This is a genomic window from Paenibacillus sp. FSL H7-0357 (assembly GCF_000758525.1).
In the GTDB taxonomy this organism is placed as follows: Bacteria; Bacillota; Bacilli; order Paenibacillales; family Paenibacillaceae; genus Paenibacillus_AQ.
On record NZ_CP009241.1, the window covers coordinates 3,221,153 to 3,236,025 of the forward strand.

Annotated in this window: 15 protein-coding genes; 13 read left to right on the forward strand and 2 right to left on the reverse strand. The window is 50.6% G+C overall.

The features are described 5' to 3' along the window. Window positions 1-36 precede the first annotated feature (36 nt). Entirely contained in the window at window positions 37-504 is a 468-nt protein-coding gene (locus tag H70357_RS36640; RefSeq protein ID WP_339225877.1) for a cellulose binding domain-containing protein, read from the forward strand. A 118-nt stretch (window positions 505-622) separates the two neighbouring features. On the opposite strand, the gene H70357_RS13835 is transcribed toward H70357_RS36640, so the two are convergent. Continuing rightward, window positions 623-1,363: an SDR family NAD(P)-dependent oxidoreductase gene (locus H70357_RS13835; RefSeq protein WP_038590269.1), complete on the reverse strand. Its 741-nt coding sequence runs from the start codon at window positions 1,361-1,363 to the stop codon at window positions 623-625. Window positions 1,364-1,490: 127 nt separating this feature from the next. On the opposite strand from H70357_RS13835, the gene H70357_RS13840 reads away from it, so the two are divergent. The 4 genes from H70357_RS13840 to H70357_RS13855 all read left to right on the forward strand — a co-directional run bounded on the left by H70357_RS13840 (window position 1,491) and on the right by H70357_RS13855 (window position 7,024). Next, window positions 1,491-2,375 carry a LysR family transcriptional regulator gene (locus H70357_RS13840; protein WP_038590272.1) on the forward strand — a complete coding sequence of 295 codons (885 nt, stop codon included), beginning with the start codon at window positions 1,491-1,493 and terminating at the stop codon, window positions 2,373-2,375. A 61-nt stretch (window positions 2,376-2,436) separates the two neighbouring features. Beyond that, the gene (locus tag H70357_RS13845; RefSeq protein ID WP_038590275.1) at window positions 2,437-3,147 is read left to right on the forward strand and encodes an SAM-dependent methyltransferase; all 711 of its coding nucleotides are present in this window, start codon (window positions 2,437-2,439) and stop codon (window positions 3,145-3,147) included. An 895-nt stretch (window positions 3,148-4,042) separates the two neighbouring features. After that, complete coding sequence (locus H70357_RS13850; RefSeq protein ID WP_038590278.1) at window positions 4,043-4,666, forward strand: hypothetical protein; 624 nt, start codon at window positions 4,043-4,045, stop codon at window positions 4,664-4,666. Between the two features lie 168 nt (window positions 4,667-4,834). After that, a complete protein-coding gene (locus H70357_RS13855) occupies window positions 4,835-7,024 on the forward strand; it encodes an alpha-galactosidase (protein ID WP_038590281.1) in 2,190 nt (729 codons plus the stop codon). An 81-nt stretch (window positions 7,025-7,105) separates the two neighbouring features. Here the strand turns inward: H70357_RS13855 and H70357_RS13860 are convergent, their stop codons facing one another. Further along, complete coding sequence (locus H70357_RS13860) at window positions 7,106-7,723, reverse strand: nitroreductase family protein (RefSeq protein WP_038590284.1); 618 nt, start codon at window positions 7,721-7,723, stop codon at window positions 7,106-7,108. A gap of 326 nt (window positions 7,724-8,049) precedes the next feature. On the opposite strand from H70357_RS13860, the gene H70357_RS13865 reads away from it, so the two are divergent. From H70357_RS13865 to H70357_RS13900, 8 genes are all read left to right on the forward strand, one after another. Then, entirely contained in the window at window positions 8,050-8,487 is a 438-nt protein-coding gene (locus H70357_RS13865) for a helical membrane plugin domain-containing protein (RefSeq protein ID WP_038590287.1), read from the forward strand. 40 nt (window positions 8,488-8,527) lie between these two features. Next, the gene (locus H70357_RS13870) at window positions 8,528-9,706 is read left to right on the forward strand and encodes an NAD(P)/FAD-dependent oxidoreductase (RefSeq protein WP_038590291.1); all 1,179 of its coding nucleotides are present in this window, start codon (window positions 8,528-8,530) and stop codon (window positions 9,704-9,706) included. Between the two features lie 201 nt (window positions 9,707-9,907). Beyond that, window positions 9,908-10,651: an alpha/beta fold hydrolase gene (locus H70357_RS13875; RefSeq protein WP_231578428.1), complete on the forward strand. Its 744-nt coding sequence runs from the start codon at window positions 9,908-9,910 to the stop codon at window positions 10,649-10,651. Next, the gene (locus H70357_RS13880) at window positions 10,648-11,502 is read left to right on the forward strand and encodes a DUF2785 domain-containing protein (RefSeq protein WP_038590294.1); all 855 of its coding nucleotides are present in this window, start codon (window positions 10,648-10,650) and stop codon (window positions 11,500-11,502) included. The genes H70357_RS13875 and H70357_RS13880 overlap by 4 nt, the downstream gene beginning before the upstream one ends. A 93-nt stretch (window positions 11,503-11,595) precedes the next feature. Continuing rightward, entirely contained in the window at window positions 11,596-12,225 is a 630-nt protein-coding gene (locus H70357_RS13885) for an SGNH/GDSL hydrolase family protein (protein WP_038590298.1), read from the forward strand. A 380-nt stretch (window positions 12,226-12,605) separates the two neighbouring features. Then, window positions 12,606-13,352, forward strand: coding sequence for a type I methionyl aminopeptidase (map, locus tag H70357_RS13890; RefSeq protein ID WP_038590301.1), 747 nt, complete (start codon window positions 12,606-12,608; stop codon window positions 13,350-13,352). A gap of 32 nt (window positions 13,353-13,384) precedes the next feature. Then, a complete protein-coding gene (locus H70357_RS13895; RefSeq protein WP_038590304.1) occupies window positions 13,385-13,969 on the forward strand; it encodes a DJ-1/PfpI family protein in 585 nt (194 codons plus the stop codon). 27 nt (window positions 13,970-13,996) lie between these two features. Continuing rightward, window positions 13,997-14,812, forward strand: a complete 816-nt coding sequence (locus H70357_RS13900) for a hypothetical protein (protein ID WP_038590307.1) — start codon at window positions 13,997-13,999, stop codon at window positions 14,810-14,812. Window positions 14,813-14,873 lie beyond the last annotated feature (61 nt).

Sequence of the window (14,873 nt, forward strand, 5' to 3'; positions counted from 1 at the left end):
ACTTCTGTGGTTGTGACCGGTGGTCTTAAGGTCCAAATGTATAATGGCAGCACAGCGGCTTCGGCGAATGTCTTGAATCCGCGGATCAAACTGCTGAATACGGGCACCAGCGCCGTTTCGCTGGCGGATGTGAAGATCAGATATTATTACACGATTGACGGCGAGCAGCCGCAAAGCTTCTTCTGCGATTGGTCACAGGCCGGCAGTGCGAATGTTACCGGCACCTTTGTGAAACTCCCGGCAGCCACAACCGGGGCGGATTATTATTTGGAGCTGGGTTTCACAAGCGCAGCGGGTTCCCTGGCAGCAGGGGAGGGCCTGGATATCCAGATGCGGGCATCCAAGGCGGATTGGAGCAATTATACCCAGACTGGAGATTATTCCTTTAACGCGTCAGGTTCGGGTTATGCGGATTGGGCTGGCGTTCCGGCCTATCTCTCCGGCAGCCGGTATGGGGGAATGAACCTTCCTGATCTGATCCGGCCGCAACCCGGATCGGCATAACAGGATTATCCATTATACAATGAGCTGCAAGAAGCCATGATTTTCTTGAACCAACAGCCTCATCTTCCTTTGTGAATTGGGAAGATGAGGCTGTTGGGCGTTTTTGCTGTGCCTGCTGTTATAAAGTCTGTCCGCTGTCGACGGTAATGATCTGTCCGGTTAAGGCCTCTTGCACAACAACCGAGCAGATGAACCGGGCGATATCTTCCGCTGTGGCGATCTGCTGCAGCAGAAGATTGGGAGCCAGGCGCAGCATCTGCGCTTCCCGGCCGGTCCACCATCTCGTCGCGACGGCTCCCGGAGCCACAGCATTGACCCGGATCTCCGGTGAAAGCGCGCGGGCCAGTGACTTGGTAAGTCCATGTACGGCGGCTTTGGACACCGCATAAGGAAGAGAGGAGCCGGAGCCGGTATTTCCGGCAATGCTGCCGAGGTTGACAATGGCTCCCTGCTTGCTTTGCTTCATATAAGGAGCCACTGCCCGGGCGCAAAAGAACATTCCTTTGACGTTGACATCCAATAATTGATCCCAGACTTCTTCCGTAGCTGCATCGAGATCCTCCAGAGGGATGTGCTTTGTAATGCTGGCATTATTGATGAGCACATCCACACGGCCGAATGTTGCTGCGATTTGTTCAACCATCGCCCGGACTTCGACGTCCCGTGAAACATCGGCCTGTACCGCGATGGCCTGTCCGCCTTGATCAATGATCTGTTGAACAGTTTCCAGCGCTTCCTGTTCCGAACGGGAATAATTAACAGCGACCACCGCCCCGAGCCGTGCCAGCTCAAGGCTTGTGGCTCTGCCTATGCCGGTACCCCCGCCTGTTACGAGCGCCACTTTGTTTGTAAGCTCCATCTGCATCCACTCCTTGAATATCTTTTTGGGTTGATACAGACTATTTTATAGAGCATACTTGGTTTTGTATAATTGAACTTATTGAAGTGATGATTCATTAATATTGAATCTTGATGGGGGAATGGAAATGGACTTCAAGGCGCTGATTACCTTCCAGACGATCGTAAGCACAGGAAGCTTTAACCGTGCGGCGGAAGAGCTGAATTATGCCCAGTCGACGATTACAATGCAAATACAGAAGCTGGAATCACAGCTGGGGGTACAGTTGCTCGAACGCGGCAAGGGGATTAGCTTAACGGAAGCCGGGCGGCTATTCCATGAACAGAGCCTGCTCATTGTGAAGGACATGGAACGGTTGCAGAGCAGTCTCGCGGAAATGAAATCTGGCGAGGCGGGGAGTGTCCGTCTGGGTGCAACCGATCCTACTGCCAGCTATCGGCTGCCTCGTCTTTTGCAGCAATTCATGAGCCTTTACCCCAAGATTGAAATCTCGGTAGATATCGCCGGAACGCCGGCGCTCACCGAGCGGCTGCTCCGCGGGGAACTCGACATGGTGCTGTGTTCAGCACCGGAGCTGGGAAAGGAGCTGCACTTTGAGCCTCTGTTCATGGAGAAATTCGTGCTGTTAATGCCGGAGGACCATTCGCTCGCTGACCTGCCGGAGGTGACTCCAGATCATCTTCGCGGACATCGGCTGCTGATTACGGCCGTCAATTGCCCCTACCGCAAAAAATTGGAGAGCGTACTGCAGGAATTCGCCGGACCGCCGCTGAATACCATGGAAGTCGGCAGTATGACAGCGCTGAAATTCTACGTAGAGGCTGGTTTAGGCCTTGCGTTTGTCCCTGAGTCTACACTTGCGCCCGTACCGGCGGGAACGGCAGTGAGGCAGCTGGCAGGAGGAGCTGTAGACATGGCCTGCGGAATCGCCTGCAGAGTGGCCGGTTATCCGCTCCGGTCGGCCAGCTTGAGACTGTATCAATTTCTGAAACGGGAGCTGTCGTTATGCTAACTTTGCAACAAGACAAGATAGATGGGACGAGACGAGAAGAGGAAAGGTGAGATGAGATCAGATGAGTGGAGCGAAACTGGATTTACAGCGGATTGTTGTGATTGGGCGGACCTTTGAGGAATATTTGCGGATGTTCAATTTGCAGCGTGAGGAGCTGGCCGGGCGGAGAATACTCGATTGTCCTGCGGGTGTTTGCTCTTTCACGGCTGCGGCGAATCAGCTCGGCGCTGAAGCCGTCGCCGCTGATATTGCCTACTGCCATTCTGCGGAAGTTCTGATGGAGAAGGGAATCAAGGATATTCAGCACGCTATACTGCAGCTTGGGAAGGTGCAGCAGAATTTCCTGTGGAATGAGTTTAAATCCATCGAAGAGCTGAAGCAGGCAAGAACCGAAGCGTTAACAGCCAGCACTTTGGACAGACAACAGAACGAGGAACGTTATATTTCGGCGGTGCTCCCGCAGCTGCCTTTTGCCGATCTAAGTTTTGAGCTTACATTATCCGCGCATTTTCTATTCATGTATAGTGACCGTCTGGACTATGATTTTCATCTCCAGAGTCTGCAGGAGCTGATGCGTGTGACAAGTGAAGAAATCCGCATCTTCCCACTGATCGATCTATCCGGCCGCAGATATGAAGAAATGGACCGTTTAATAGAATATATTCACACTCAGGGCTGGAATACAGAAGAGCTTAAAGTCTCCTATGAATTCCAAAAAGGCGCAAACAGCATGCTGCGGATGACGAGGAGCAGAGGAATGCAGTCTGCATAGAATACAACTAATAAAGCAAACCATGGAACCGCCCGCATTGCTGTGAGGTTAAATTTCATTTCATATCAGCTGTTGCGATATTGCGGTAAAAGTACCCGCTAATTTGAGCTGAAAACCCCTTTTTGGCATAATATAGGGAATTGTTACCGCTAACGTGGAGATAAACCCCAATGATCCCTGGTAACATAAAATTAGAGGGCGGGATTCCCGTTAGTTGTTCATTTCTTGGAATAAGGGCTATATTAGCGGCAGCATTTCCCGTTAATGAGGATAGGCATCAAAATGAAGCAAGGGTGCTCCCGCATAACACACATAAACCTCTATCATTGATTGTTCATCAACAATAGAGGTTTATGTTGTAAGCACTATACCCATGTTCTTCTCAGACTCCTTATCCTATCCTTTGTTCTCAGCCGGGTAGAAATCGTCCGAGGCGGCAGTGTATTTGCCTATCCTGACCGTTAAATCTTCTCTAATCATCCTCAGGTAACGATTGGATTGATGATCAACGTTTGAGCTTTAAGAAGCTCATACCATTTCGTTCCGGGATAAATTGAAAGCTTTATTGCCAGGATCAAAGATATAGTCTCAAGCTCAGGGATTACAGCTGCAAAAGATTGCTCACGGAGAGATTTTACCTGCCCGCATTAGCGTTCCTTCTAGCAGTGTATGGTTCCTTGAGTTGATGTCTATAGTATACCCTGATCCCCATAAGCAGTAAAAAGCCGTATCATTTGAATCTGGAACCATTATACATATAACCCTCTTGTAAGCGCTATTATCCTTGCTTATTCTTAGTTTTTTAACTAATATTCCATGGATAATTGCTGCTGCTCTTAATGTATAATTCACTTATGGCGTAGGAGTTAGGAAGAATGGAAGGAGTAGAGCATATATGAAGCTGTTTCAGATGAAGACGGCGCCGCTTGGGATTGAGCGGATGACGGAGTTTGTGCAGGACAATTATGTTTGCGCCGGATATCCCGGCATCGGTGATTTGGAACAGGCAAGCCGCGAAGAAATCGCCAGACGGCTGCATCAGACCTCTGCCTACTACGGGCCGGAACTGGAAAAGGCGCTGGACAGCCTGGACATCTTTGTACATACAATGCAGGACGGAGATTATGTATTGATCTCAGACGGGGAGTGGGCCTACCTTGGCGATCTGGGCGATTATTTCTATGAGGAAGCCTGTGACCATCCGGAAGATGGCCGTTGTCACCGGAGAGGTGTAACCTGGCTGAAGAGCTTGATTAGTGCAGAGCTGAATCCTATGATGGGTGAACTGCTGGCAGATGCCCTGCCAGTCTCGCAGTATATAGGAACACTGCCGCCTGAAAGGCTGGACCTGTGGCTTGCGGATGCGGGTCTTGGAGGTATTGAGCAAACGAAACACACTGTTAAAGTTGATGCAGAGATAATTGCTGAAGCGCTGTCTGTTCTCACGGCTGCGCTGCATAGTGAAGATGCCGAGCGGCGGGAGCGGGCGGCTGCGGCTATTCTTCATTATGCGAAATGAAAGCTAACCAGAAGTGAAATTAAAGCGATTTCACTATATAATAGAGTGATGTTGTACGAAGCCTATTAAGTAAGATGCTGCTCTACAAAACTAAGCTGATGCTTCCCAAGCGAGTTTGTACGATGCTAATCAAGGAAGCAGATGCTCACAAACTTTCAGGAGGTTCCAATGGCAATTCAATATTTTTCCGACGAACGCATCTTTCATCTTCAGAGCAAGGCAACCAGCTACGTGATTCAGTTGCTGCCGACCGGAGTTCCGGCGCATGTATATTGGGGCAGAAAAATCCGTTCAACCGGTCTGTCGTCCATCCTACAGCGGACTGAACGCTGCTCCTTCTCGCCAGCCCCATATCCTGAGGACATGTCTATCTCTTACGATACGATAGCACAGGAGTACCCGGTTTATGGTGTGGGTGATTTCCGCCATCCAGCCTACCAGATCCAGGCTGAGAACGGAACTACGGCTTCCGAGGCGCTGTATGACAAACACCGCATTTACCGGGGAAAGCCTGCTCTTGAGGGGCTGCCAGCTACATATACCGAGCATGAAGAGGAAGCCGATACACTGGAGATCGAGCTGCTCGATCCTGTGGCCGGGCTGCGGATTATCCTCTGCTATACCGTATTTAATGAATTGAACGCCATTACCCGTTCTGTGCGGTTTGTCAATGAAGGCAGCCAGTCGCTGAGGCTGCTGCGTGGACTCAGCATGAGTGTGGATTTCCGTGACTCGAATTACGATATGCTTCATTTGTCCGGGTCCTGGGCGAGGGAGCGATATGTGGAACGCAGAGCACTTGCTTCCGGCATGCAGGGTATCGAGAGCCGCCGGGGAGCGAGCAGCCATGCACAGAATCCATTTATCGCCCTGCTGTCCAAAGGTGCGGATGAAGACCATGGCGAGGTATATGGCGTCAGCCTGGTTTACAGCGGCGGATTTAGCGCACAGGCTGAGGTTGAGCCGTACAAGACAACCCGCTTATCCATCGGGATTAATCCTTTCGACTTCAACTGGCTGCTGGAGCAGGGACAGGCGTTCCAGACTCCCGAAGCTGTACTGGTCTTCTCGGCGGATGGCATCGGTTCGATGTCACGGACCTATCATAAGCTGTACCGTACCCGGCTGAGCCGCGGCACCCACCGCGACCGTACCCGGCCAGTACTCGTCAATAACTGGGAAGCGACTTATTTCAATTTCACCGCCGACAAGATTGAAGACATCGCCCGTGCCGGCAGCGAGCTTGGACTGGAGCTGTTTGTGCTGGATGACGGCTGGTTCGGTCGCCGCAATGATGACCGCAGCTCACTGGGGGACTGGTTCGTGGATGCGAATAAGCTGCCGGAGGGATTGGATGATCTGGCCAAGCGTGTAAACGGGCTGGGCCTGCAATTTGGCCTCTGGTTCGAACCGGAGATGATTTCGCCGGACAGCGAACTGTACACCCGGCATCCCGATTGGTGCCTGCATGTGCCGGACCGCCGCAGAACAGAAGGACGGATGCAGCTTGTGCTCGATTTCTCCCGTGAGGATGTCTGCCAGGCGATCGGCGACAGGATTGCCGATGTGCTGCGCAGCGCGCCAATCTCCTATGTGAAATGGGATATGAACCGCAATATGACCGAAATTGGCTCTGCGCTGCTGCCGCCGGAAAGACAGCGGGAAACGGCGCACCGTTATATGCTCGGTCTTTATGGAGTGCTTGAACGGATTACCTCGGAGTTTCCGGATGTCCTGTTTGAGAGCTGCTCCGGCGGGGGAGGGCGCTTCGATCCGGGAATGCTCTATTATATGCCGCAGACCTGGACAAGCGATAATACCGATGCGATCAGCAGACTCAAAATCCAGTATGGAACGAGCATCGTCTATCCGCTTAGCTCCATGGGCAGCCATGTCTCGGCCGTGCCGAACCATCAGGTACACCGCAATACTTCTCTTGAACTGCGCGGACATATCGCAATGTCAGGCAATTTCGGCTATGAGCTGGATCTGACAAAGTTTACGGAAGAAGAGAAGGAAACGGTAAAAGCACAGGTAGCGCTCTACAAGGAGCTGCGGCCGCTGGTGCAGTTCGGGGAGCAGTACAGACTGCTCAGCCCGTTTGAAGGCAACGAGACCGCATGGCTGATTGCGGCTGAAGATAAATCCGAGGCTGTCGTCGTGTATGCCCGGACACTGGCCGAGCCCAATGATTCACTGTATTATCTTCGCCTGAAAGGACTGGATCCCGAAGCGGATTATGAGTGGCTGGAAGGCGGAGGCGTGTATGGAGGAGATCATCTTATGTATGCGGGGCTGCCATTGCCGAATCTGCACGGTGATTTCCAGAGCGTGCTCTGGCGTTTCCGCAGAGTCTAGGATTTAACCGGTTGTTATTATCACAAAAGGCCTTGCCGCGATACTGCGGCAAGGCCTTTTTGCAGGTTGCAAGGGTCCATCTCAGAAGAATTCAACAAACTCATTTACCGGCTTGCGGTAGCCGCGCGGTCTGATCTTGCGTTTGTAGTCTTTGCCGATGGTAATCATCAGAGCCGGCACAAGATGGTCCGGGATATTGAGGGTGGCCTTGATGGCTTCGGGATCAAAGCCGATCATCGGGCAGGTATCCCAGCCTTTATCCTTGGCAATCAGCATGAACTGCATGGCGGACAGGGAGGCGTTGCGAATGGCTTCATCACGCTGGAAAGCATCATTTCCTTCGTAGGCATCGTTGATGGATTGAATGGTGTTGTCATATTCCTCCTGGCTCATAGCGCCAAGCAATTTCAGTCCGCTGTAAATTTCCGGTGCCTGCTGATAGGCAAGCTTATCTCCGAGCACAATAATAACGGCGGAAGCCGTGTGGATTTTATATTGGTCATAAGCACCTCTGCGGATTTCCTCCTTCAGTGCCGGATCGCTGATCACCTTGTAATGTGTATGCTGCAAATTGGAGCTTGAAGGGGCGAGCCGGGTGAGAGAGAACATGTCCTCCAGTTCGTTTTGCGGGATCTTGATCCCTTCCACGAAATTCATAGCTGATCTGCGGGATTGCACCAAATCTGTAAAAGTACTCATGATAAATACCTCCAAATGGTTATAAATTAATAGTTAATAAATATCAATAACTTATGTAAATAAACCTACTTACTAATGGTTACTTACTTAAGATAGCACGGCAATTGGGAATCGTCAATGATGAATTACACTAAATCGTGAAATTAAGTTCAAATAGAAGGTAATTAATAAAAATGACAGAAAAGAAGTGATTTTAATCACAAAATAAGGTTATAGAGGCAAAAAGATTGTGACGTTTATTACATAATAGGTGTTATAATAGACGCATGGGTTATTGAATTGACTATTATCAAGCGTTACAAGCTAATGCAGAGGAGAGTTCAACAATGTCAGAAACAATTACGCAAACCACTCCTGAACAGGAAGCACCGAAAGCCTCTTTAACCAAAGAGGATGTTCTGGATCAGCTTTTGAAGCCGGAAGTTCAGGAATCATTAACAACCTTGATAGAACAGCTGCCGCAGCTTACACAGCTTGTAGGTGTATTAACGAAGTCTATGGACTTTGTACAGTCGGTTGCATCCGATGAAGTACTCAAGAATGATACGGTGGGCGCTATTAAAGAAATTGCCGAGCCGGTAGTAGGTTCCGTCAAGAATATGGCGGCTACTGTGATCGAGGCGAAAGACCGGGCAAATGAAAGCAGCGAGACGATCAGCGTGTTCGGAATGATGAAGATGATTAAGGATCCGCAGGTTCAGAAGCTTCTCCGTTTTATGAATGCTTACCTGCAAGTCAGCGGCGAACGCAGCCAGCAGAAATAATTAATTCTAATCTCATACGTAAGGACGGAGGAAACATCATATGTCAAAACATATTGTTATTCTAGGAGCAGGTTACGGCGGATTGCTGAGTGCCTTGACAGTGCGCAAATATATGAGCAAGGCTGAAGCAAAGATCACAGTTGTCAACCAGTATCCAACCCACCAGATTATTACCGAATTGCATCGTCTTGCCGCAGGCAGCGTGGAAGAGAAAGCTGTTGCTATGCCGCTGGCGAAGCTTTTTGCCGGTAAAGACATTGATCTTAAAATTGCCAAAGTAAAATCCTTCTCCGTTGAAAGCAAACAAATTGCGCTCTCGGATGGCACGAATCTTACTTACGACGCCCTTGTTGCGGGCCTTGGCAGCACGACGGCTTATTTTGGAATTCCGGGACTTGAACAATACAGCATGGTATTGAAATCGGCTGCCGACGCCAATAAAATTCACGGGCATATCGAAGACCGGATCCGTGAGTACGCAAAAACCGGCAATGAAGCTGATGCGACGATTCTAATCGGCGGTGGCGGATTGACGGGTGTTGAGCTTGTAGGTGAAATTGCCGACGTGTTGCCGAAGCTCACCAAACGTTATGGGGTGGATCAAAAAGCGATCAAGCTGCTGCTCGTGGAAGCAGGTCCGAAGATTCTCCCGGTACTGCCCGATCACCTGATCGAACGCGCTACATCAAGTCTTGCTGCACGCGGCGTACAATTCCTGACCGGTCTAGCCGTTACCAATGTGGAGGGCAACACCATTGATCTGAAGGATGGCCAGAAAATTGTGGCCAACACATTCGTATGGACCGGTGGTGTACAAGGAAATCCGCTGATCGGTGAATCCGGTCTTGAAGTTAACCGTGGACGTGCAACGGTAAATGAATTCCTGCAATCCACATCGCATCCTGATGTATTTGTTGCTGGTGACAGTGCTGTTGTATTTGCTCCGGACGGCCGTCCTTATCCGCCGACTGCACAAATCGCCTGGCAGATGGGTGAGCTGATCGGCTATAATCTGTATGCTTACCTGAACAATAAATCGCTGGATACCTTTAGTCCGGTCAATTCGGGCACACTCGCCAGCCTGGGCCGTAAAGACGGGGTTGCTATTATCGGCGGCAACTCAACGCCATTAAAAGGCTTGCCTGCAACGATGATGAAAGAAGCAAGCAACATCCGTTATCTGACACATATCAAAGGTTTGTTCAGTCTGGCGTATTAATATTCATTAGCCGGTTTTGCTGGAAGTAGTTCATAGGATCCCCTTTTAGTTACCCGAAAACACCTGGTTTTTTCTTGAGGTGCGGGTGCTGGAAGGGGATCTTTTTTCTGTGCTGAATTACATAGTTAATAACTGGAAATTAATTTAAACTGAATTTGTTTTTGGATGTATATTGAATACGTGTGGTAACAGGAGGCCGGTATGATGCTGTTTTATAGATACACACAAAAAAGCGCACCGGCGGTTATTTTCATCTCCGGCTTGGGAGACGGGGGTGATTCCTGGAGTGGGGTACAGGATCGGATAGCGGCGTTAACGACAACCCTCTCCTATGACAGGGCCGGAATCGGTGCAAGCACAGCAGCATCGGGTCCCCGTACCTGTGATGACCTGGTTCAGGAACTGCATAGGTTACTGTCCAAGCTGGCAGTGGAGCCGCCGTATATCTTGGTAGGACATTCTTTTGGCGGATTGGTCGCCAGACAGTTTTCTGCAAAATTTCGCTCATGCACAGCGGGACTTGTTCTGGTGGATGGCGTACCGGAGTATAAGGAGCTTGCTTATGAGGAGGTTCTGCCCGTGCATTTGATCCCGGCAAACAGGGCTTATCTGGAGAATCCTCTGCTGAACAGCGAGAACATTGACAAGCTGGCGAGTTATAGGCAGATAGCTGAAACTGAGCTCCAATGGCCGGGTACTCACCCGATGTCGATTATTACAAGAGGGCTCCCTGATGAAGGAGAAGGGGATTGGCCGTCGACTGCAATCCTCGAGCTGGAGCAGAAGCTGCAGAGGGGATTCTTGCGGTGGTCTGCGGCTGGCCGCCAGAGGATCGCGGGAGGCAGCGGGCACTATATTCACCATGATGAGCCGGAGATTGTCATTGAAGAGATTACGGCAATGATTGCACAATGTACCAATAGACCTGAAGGGGTGGAAGAATGACGGATACAAGAAACGGGCTAAAGCTGGATTTGCAAAGAATCGAGGAGGAACATTATCAGCTGCGTGATGGTGAAGTGGCAGGAGATTACATCAGCCGGATGCTGGAGTATATCGGCGACCCGGATCCGGAGCTTCGGGATCTGCTTATTTATCCGACATTTTATGAATGGATATCTGAGCAGCAGTTGTTCACCGCAGATGAGCTGCGCAGCTTGCTTGGAGTATTGACCGATGAGCGGCATTTGTTCTACGACATCGGCGGTTCAGGAGACCAAAGTGTATTCACGCGGACCTTCTCTGTGTTGCCGGCAGCTTTGATTATACAGCAGCACAGACTGCAGCCATTTCTGGAGGAAGCTGATTTCATGAGTTTGAAGGATTCGCTTCTCCGCTACTACAGAACAGAGAAGGATTTACGCGGCTATCTGGAAGAAAACGGCTGGGCCCACGCTGCTGCCCACGCGGCAGATGCACTGGATGAACTGGTGAAGTGCCCGGAGAGTGATGCGGCGGTGCAGCTGGAAGTCCTGGATGCGGTACAGGGTATGCTCCAGAACGGCACGTACATTTTCAATGAAGAAGAGGATGAGCGGATAGCCACTATCGTCGACTCCATGGTATTCCATAGCCTGCTTCCGGAGGAACAGCTTGCCGGCTGGATTAGCGCTCTCGGGGAATGCGGTAGCCTGCCGAGGACCCGCAGTGTGGATATTAACCGGATCAATTGCAAAAATTTCCTCCGGGCTCTCTATTTCAGACGGGGCAGCCATATCCGTGGACAACAGCTTGAGGAGGCTTTCATGTCTGCCGAAATAAATTTAAATAAGTTCACAATGCGAAGTGCGCTTTGAAATCCTGCCATAATTGAGGGTGTCCGGAGAAATTCTATTTGATATAATGGAATATGTTTATACCATACAGTGGTTTTATAGGAGGATTTAAACATGGCGTTTAAAGAAAACGATATCATTTTGTTCCAGGGTGACAGTATCACTGATTGCGGGCGCAATTATGAAGACGCTTCATCACTGGGCGTAGGTTATGCAATGATGGCCGCCGCACGTCTCGGGCTGCAGTATCCGGAGAAGAATCTGACGTTCATTAACCGGGGAATCAGCGGCAACCGCATTACGGATTTGCAGCAGCGCTGGGATAAGGATTGCCTGGACTTGAAGCCGACATGGGTGTCCATTTATATCGGGATTAATGATACCTGGCGCCGCTTTGACTCAGGCCAGGAAACTACTGCTGCCGAGTTTGAAGCCGCTTACCGTGATTTGATCGAGCGTACAATGAGTGCGCTGGATGCCAAGCTGGTGCTGATTGAGCCGTTCGTACTACCTGTGCCGGAAGACCGCAAGAATTGGCGTCAGGATTTGGATCCCAAAATCCATGTTGTGCGTGAATTGGCACGTGAGTACGGTGCCCCGCTGGTTCCGCTCGACGGCCTGTTCGCTGCGGCTTCCGTTAAAGCGGAGCCGGCGTTCTGGGCAGGGGATGGCGTGCATCCTTCTTCGGCCGGACATGCCCTCATTGCCGAAGCCTGGCTGAAAGCGGTAGGAGCAATTAACTAGAGCGCCTAATGATTTTGTTAAAGCTATCCCATCTGAGTGTGTTCAGAGACCGGTCCGTTATTTTATAGCGGACCGGTCTTTTTGATGCGCGGAGCTGAAAATTGGATGAGGCAGACCAATGCACGGACATTTCACTCTGCACCTGAAGACTGTTATAATTGTAGGGTACATATTACCGATACTTCATCTAACAAGCTCATGACTAAGCCTGAATAAACGGAAGGAATTCTCAGAGCCGCCGGGCGTCAGCACAAACCTCAAGATGAAGCTAGTGTTCGGAGAAGCGTATCAGGAATACATTATTTATGAAGAAGTTAACAATCTATACCGAAATAATAAATATCGAGTACATCTTATAGAGCGAGAGGAATGTTAAAAGAATGACGAGCGATACAGCAGAGGATTTGCAAGGTCTGAAAGCAGCCGGCAAGGTGGTAGGTTACACTATCGCCGAGATGAAGAAACATGTAAAACCAGGTATGACGACTGCCGAGCTTGATGCGGTGGGGGCGAAGATCCTGGAGCAATTTGGTGCAAAATCGGCTCCGAAGGTTACCTATAATTTTCCGGGCAGCACCTGCATCAGCATTAATGAAGAGGTGGCTCACGGCATTCCCGGCTCACGCGTCATTAACCCCGGTGATCTGATTAATATTGACGTATCGGCCGAGCTTAACGGTTATTACAGTGACTCCGGCGTTTCTTTTCAACTGCCGCCCTATAACGAGAAGCTTGTACATCTGTGCCGCAGCACGGAGGAAACCATGATGAGCGTAATCAATCATCTTCGAGCAGGCATGAAGGTGAATGAGATTGGCAGAGTGATGGAGAGTGAAGCCCGCAAACGCGGCTACAAAATCGTACGCAATTTATGCAGCCACGGCATCGGCAAATCACTGCATGAGAAGCCTTTCGAAATTCTCCCGTTTTATAATCCGCGGGTAACTACGGTGCTTAAAGAAAATCAGGTCATTACGATTGAGCCGTTCCTGTCTACCGGGGCTGACTTTGTAGAACAGCAGTCGGACGGGTGGACACTGAGTGTGAAGGACAATAGCCGGGTAGCACAGTATGAGCACACCATTATAATTACTAAGGGCAAACCGATCATTCTGACAAGCGCATAGAACCCTGCCGAGGGTGAGAGGAGCGAGCGAAGTTGAAAATGGCCTTTATTCTTTTTGATGGAATTACTTTTCTCGATTTTGCCGGATTCTATGATGTTATCTACCGGCTTGGACAATTTGCCCCAGGTGAAGGGCTGGAATGGGATATTTGCGGTGTTGCGGAAGAAGTGACCGATGAGCTGGGGCTTACGGTCAAGATCGGCACAGTATTGCCGGATCTGTCGCAATATGATTTAGTCTTCGTACCCGGCGGGATGGGAACGAGAAGGCTCCGGACCGATGAGTCCTTTATCTCTTGGCTGCGGGGAGCCGCCAATGTGCCTTATAAGGTTTCTGTATGCACAGGCTCACTGCTGCTGGGAGCCGCCGGATTTCTGGAGGGACGCAGTGCAACGACGCATCCCGCTGCGTACGATCTGCTGGCGCCCTATTGTGGCAGTGTGGTGAAGACGCGGATTGTACAGGACGGCAGTATAATTACCGGTGGAGGGGTGTCTGCCTCCATTGATTTGGGGCTGCATGTCATGTCACTGCTTGCCGGTGAAGAGGCCATGCTCTCCGTGAAGAAACAAATTGATTATCCTTATGTGATGCAGGGCATTGTACAGCGGCAATAAACTGTCCAGGAAAACGGGGGAATTAGGATGACTGTAACTAAGACGGTGCCAGTGCCGATTCGGGAATGGATGGAGACGGAGGAGCAGTGGCCCCTGCTTGCCGGTTATATGCTGGACGGGAGCGGCCTGCCCGGACCACGGGCCAATCTGGAGCTGGCAGAGAGCTTCGCTATGTCTTTTGCCCGGCCTTCTGTAACGGAGACCTCATGGGCAATGCTTTCGTCATGGGCGCTTATTTCGGACCACGAGGCTGCTGCTAATGATCCCCGCGAGTTTCTGCCTTTTTGTGCTGTACAGGCCAGCTGTGCGCATTACGGGTATGCTGATGCAGTGCGGCGGACCCTGACAGAAGGCCTGCTGAAGACTGCCATGAATGATTCCAGATGGCGGCTGCGCGAGGCCGCGGCGATCGGTCTGCAGATCATTGGAGAATATGATTTTTCGCTTCTGCAGGGACTGCTGGATTCATGGAAAGCGGAGGCTACACTGTTGGAACAGCGCGCCTTTGTTGCCGCTTTAGCCCATCCGCCGCTGCTCAAGGAGCAGATCAACGCACGGTATAGCCTGGATCTGGCCGGCGGCATTATGGAAGGCATCCTCTCCTCTGAGCCGGGACAAGGCGATCGGGAGCATTATCGCGTGTTGTCCAAGGGTTTAGAATATAGTCTCAGTCTGTTTGTGGCCAGCGAGCCGGAAGCAGGTTTTGCTATGCTCCGCAGATTTGTACAGAGCGGCGATCCCCGGATGCTGAAGATTGTGAAGAGCAATCTGGGCAAAGCCCGGCTGAGTAAAAAATATCCGGACCAGGTTGCGGACCTCCTCACAGCATTGACAATGTGCTAAAATGTAACTATTATTGTTGCATCCAAAGCATTCTTTTGTTTAGGGCAATAAAGGAGAGATT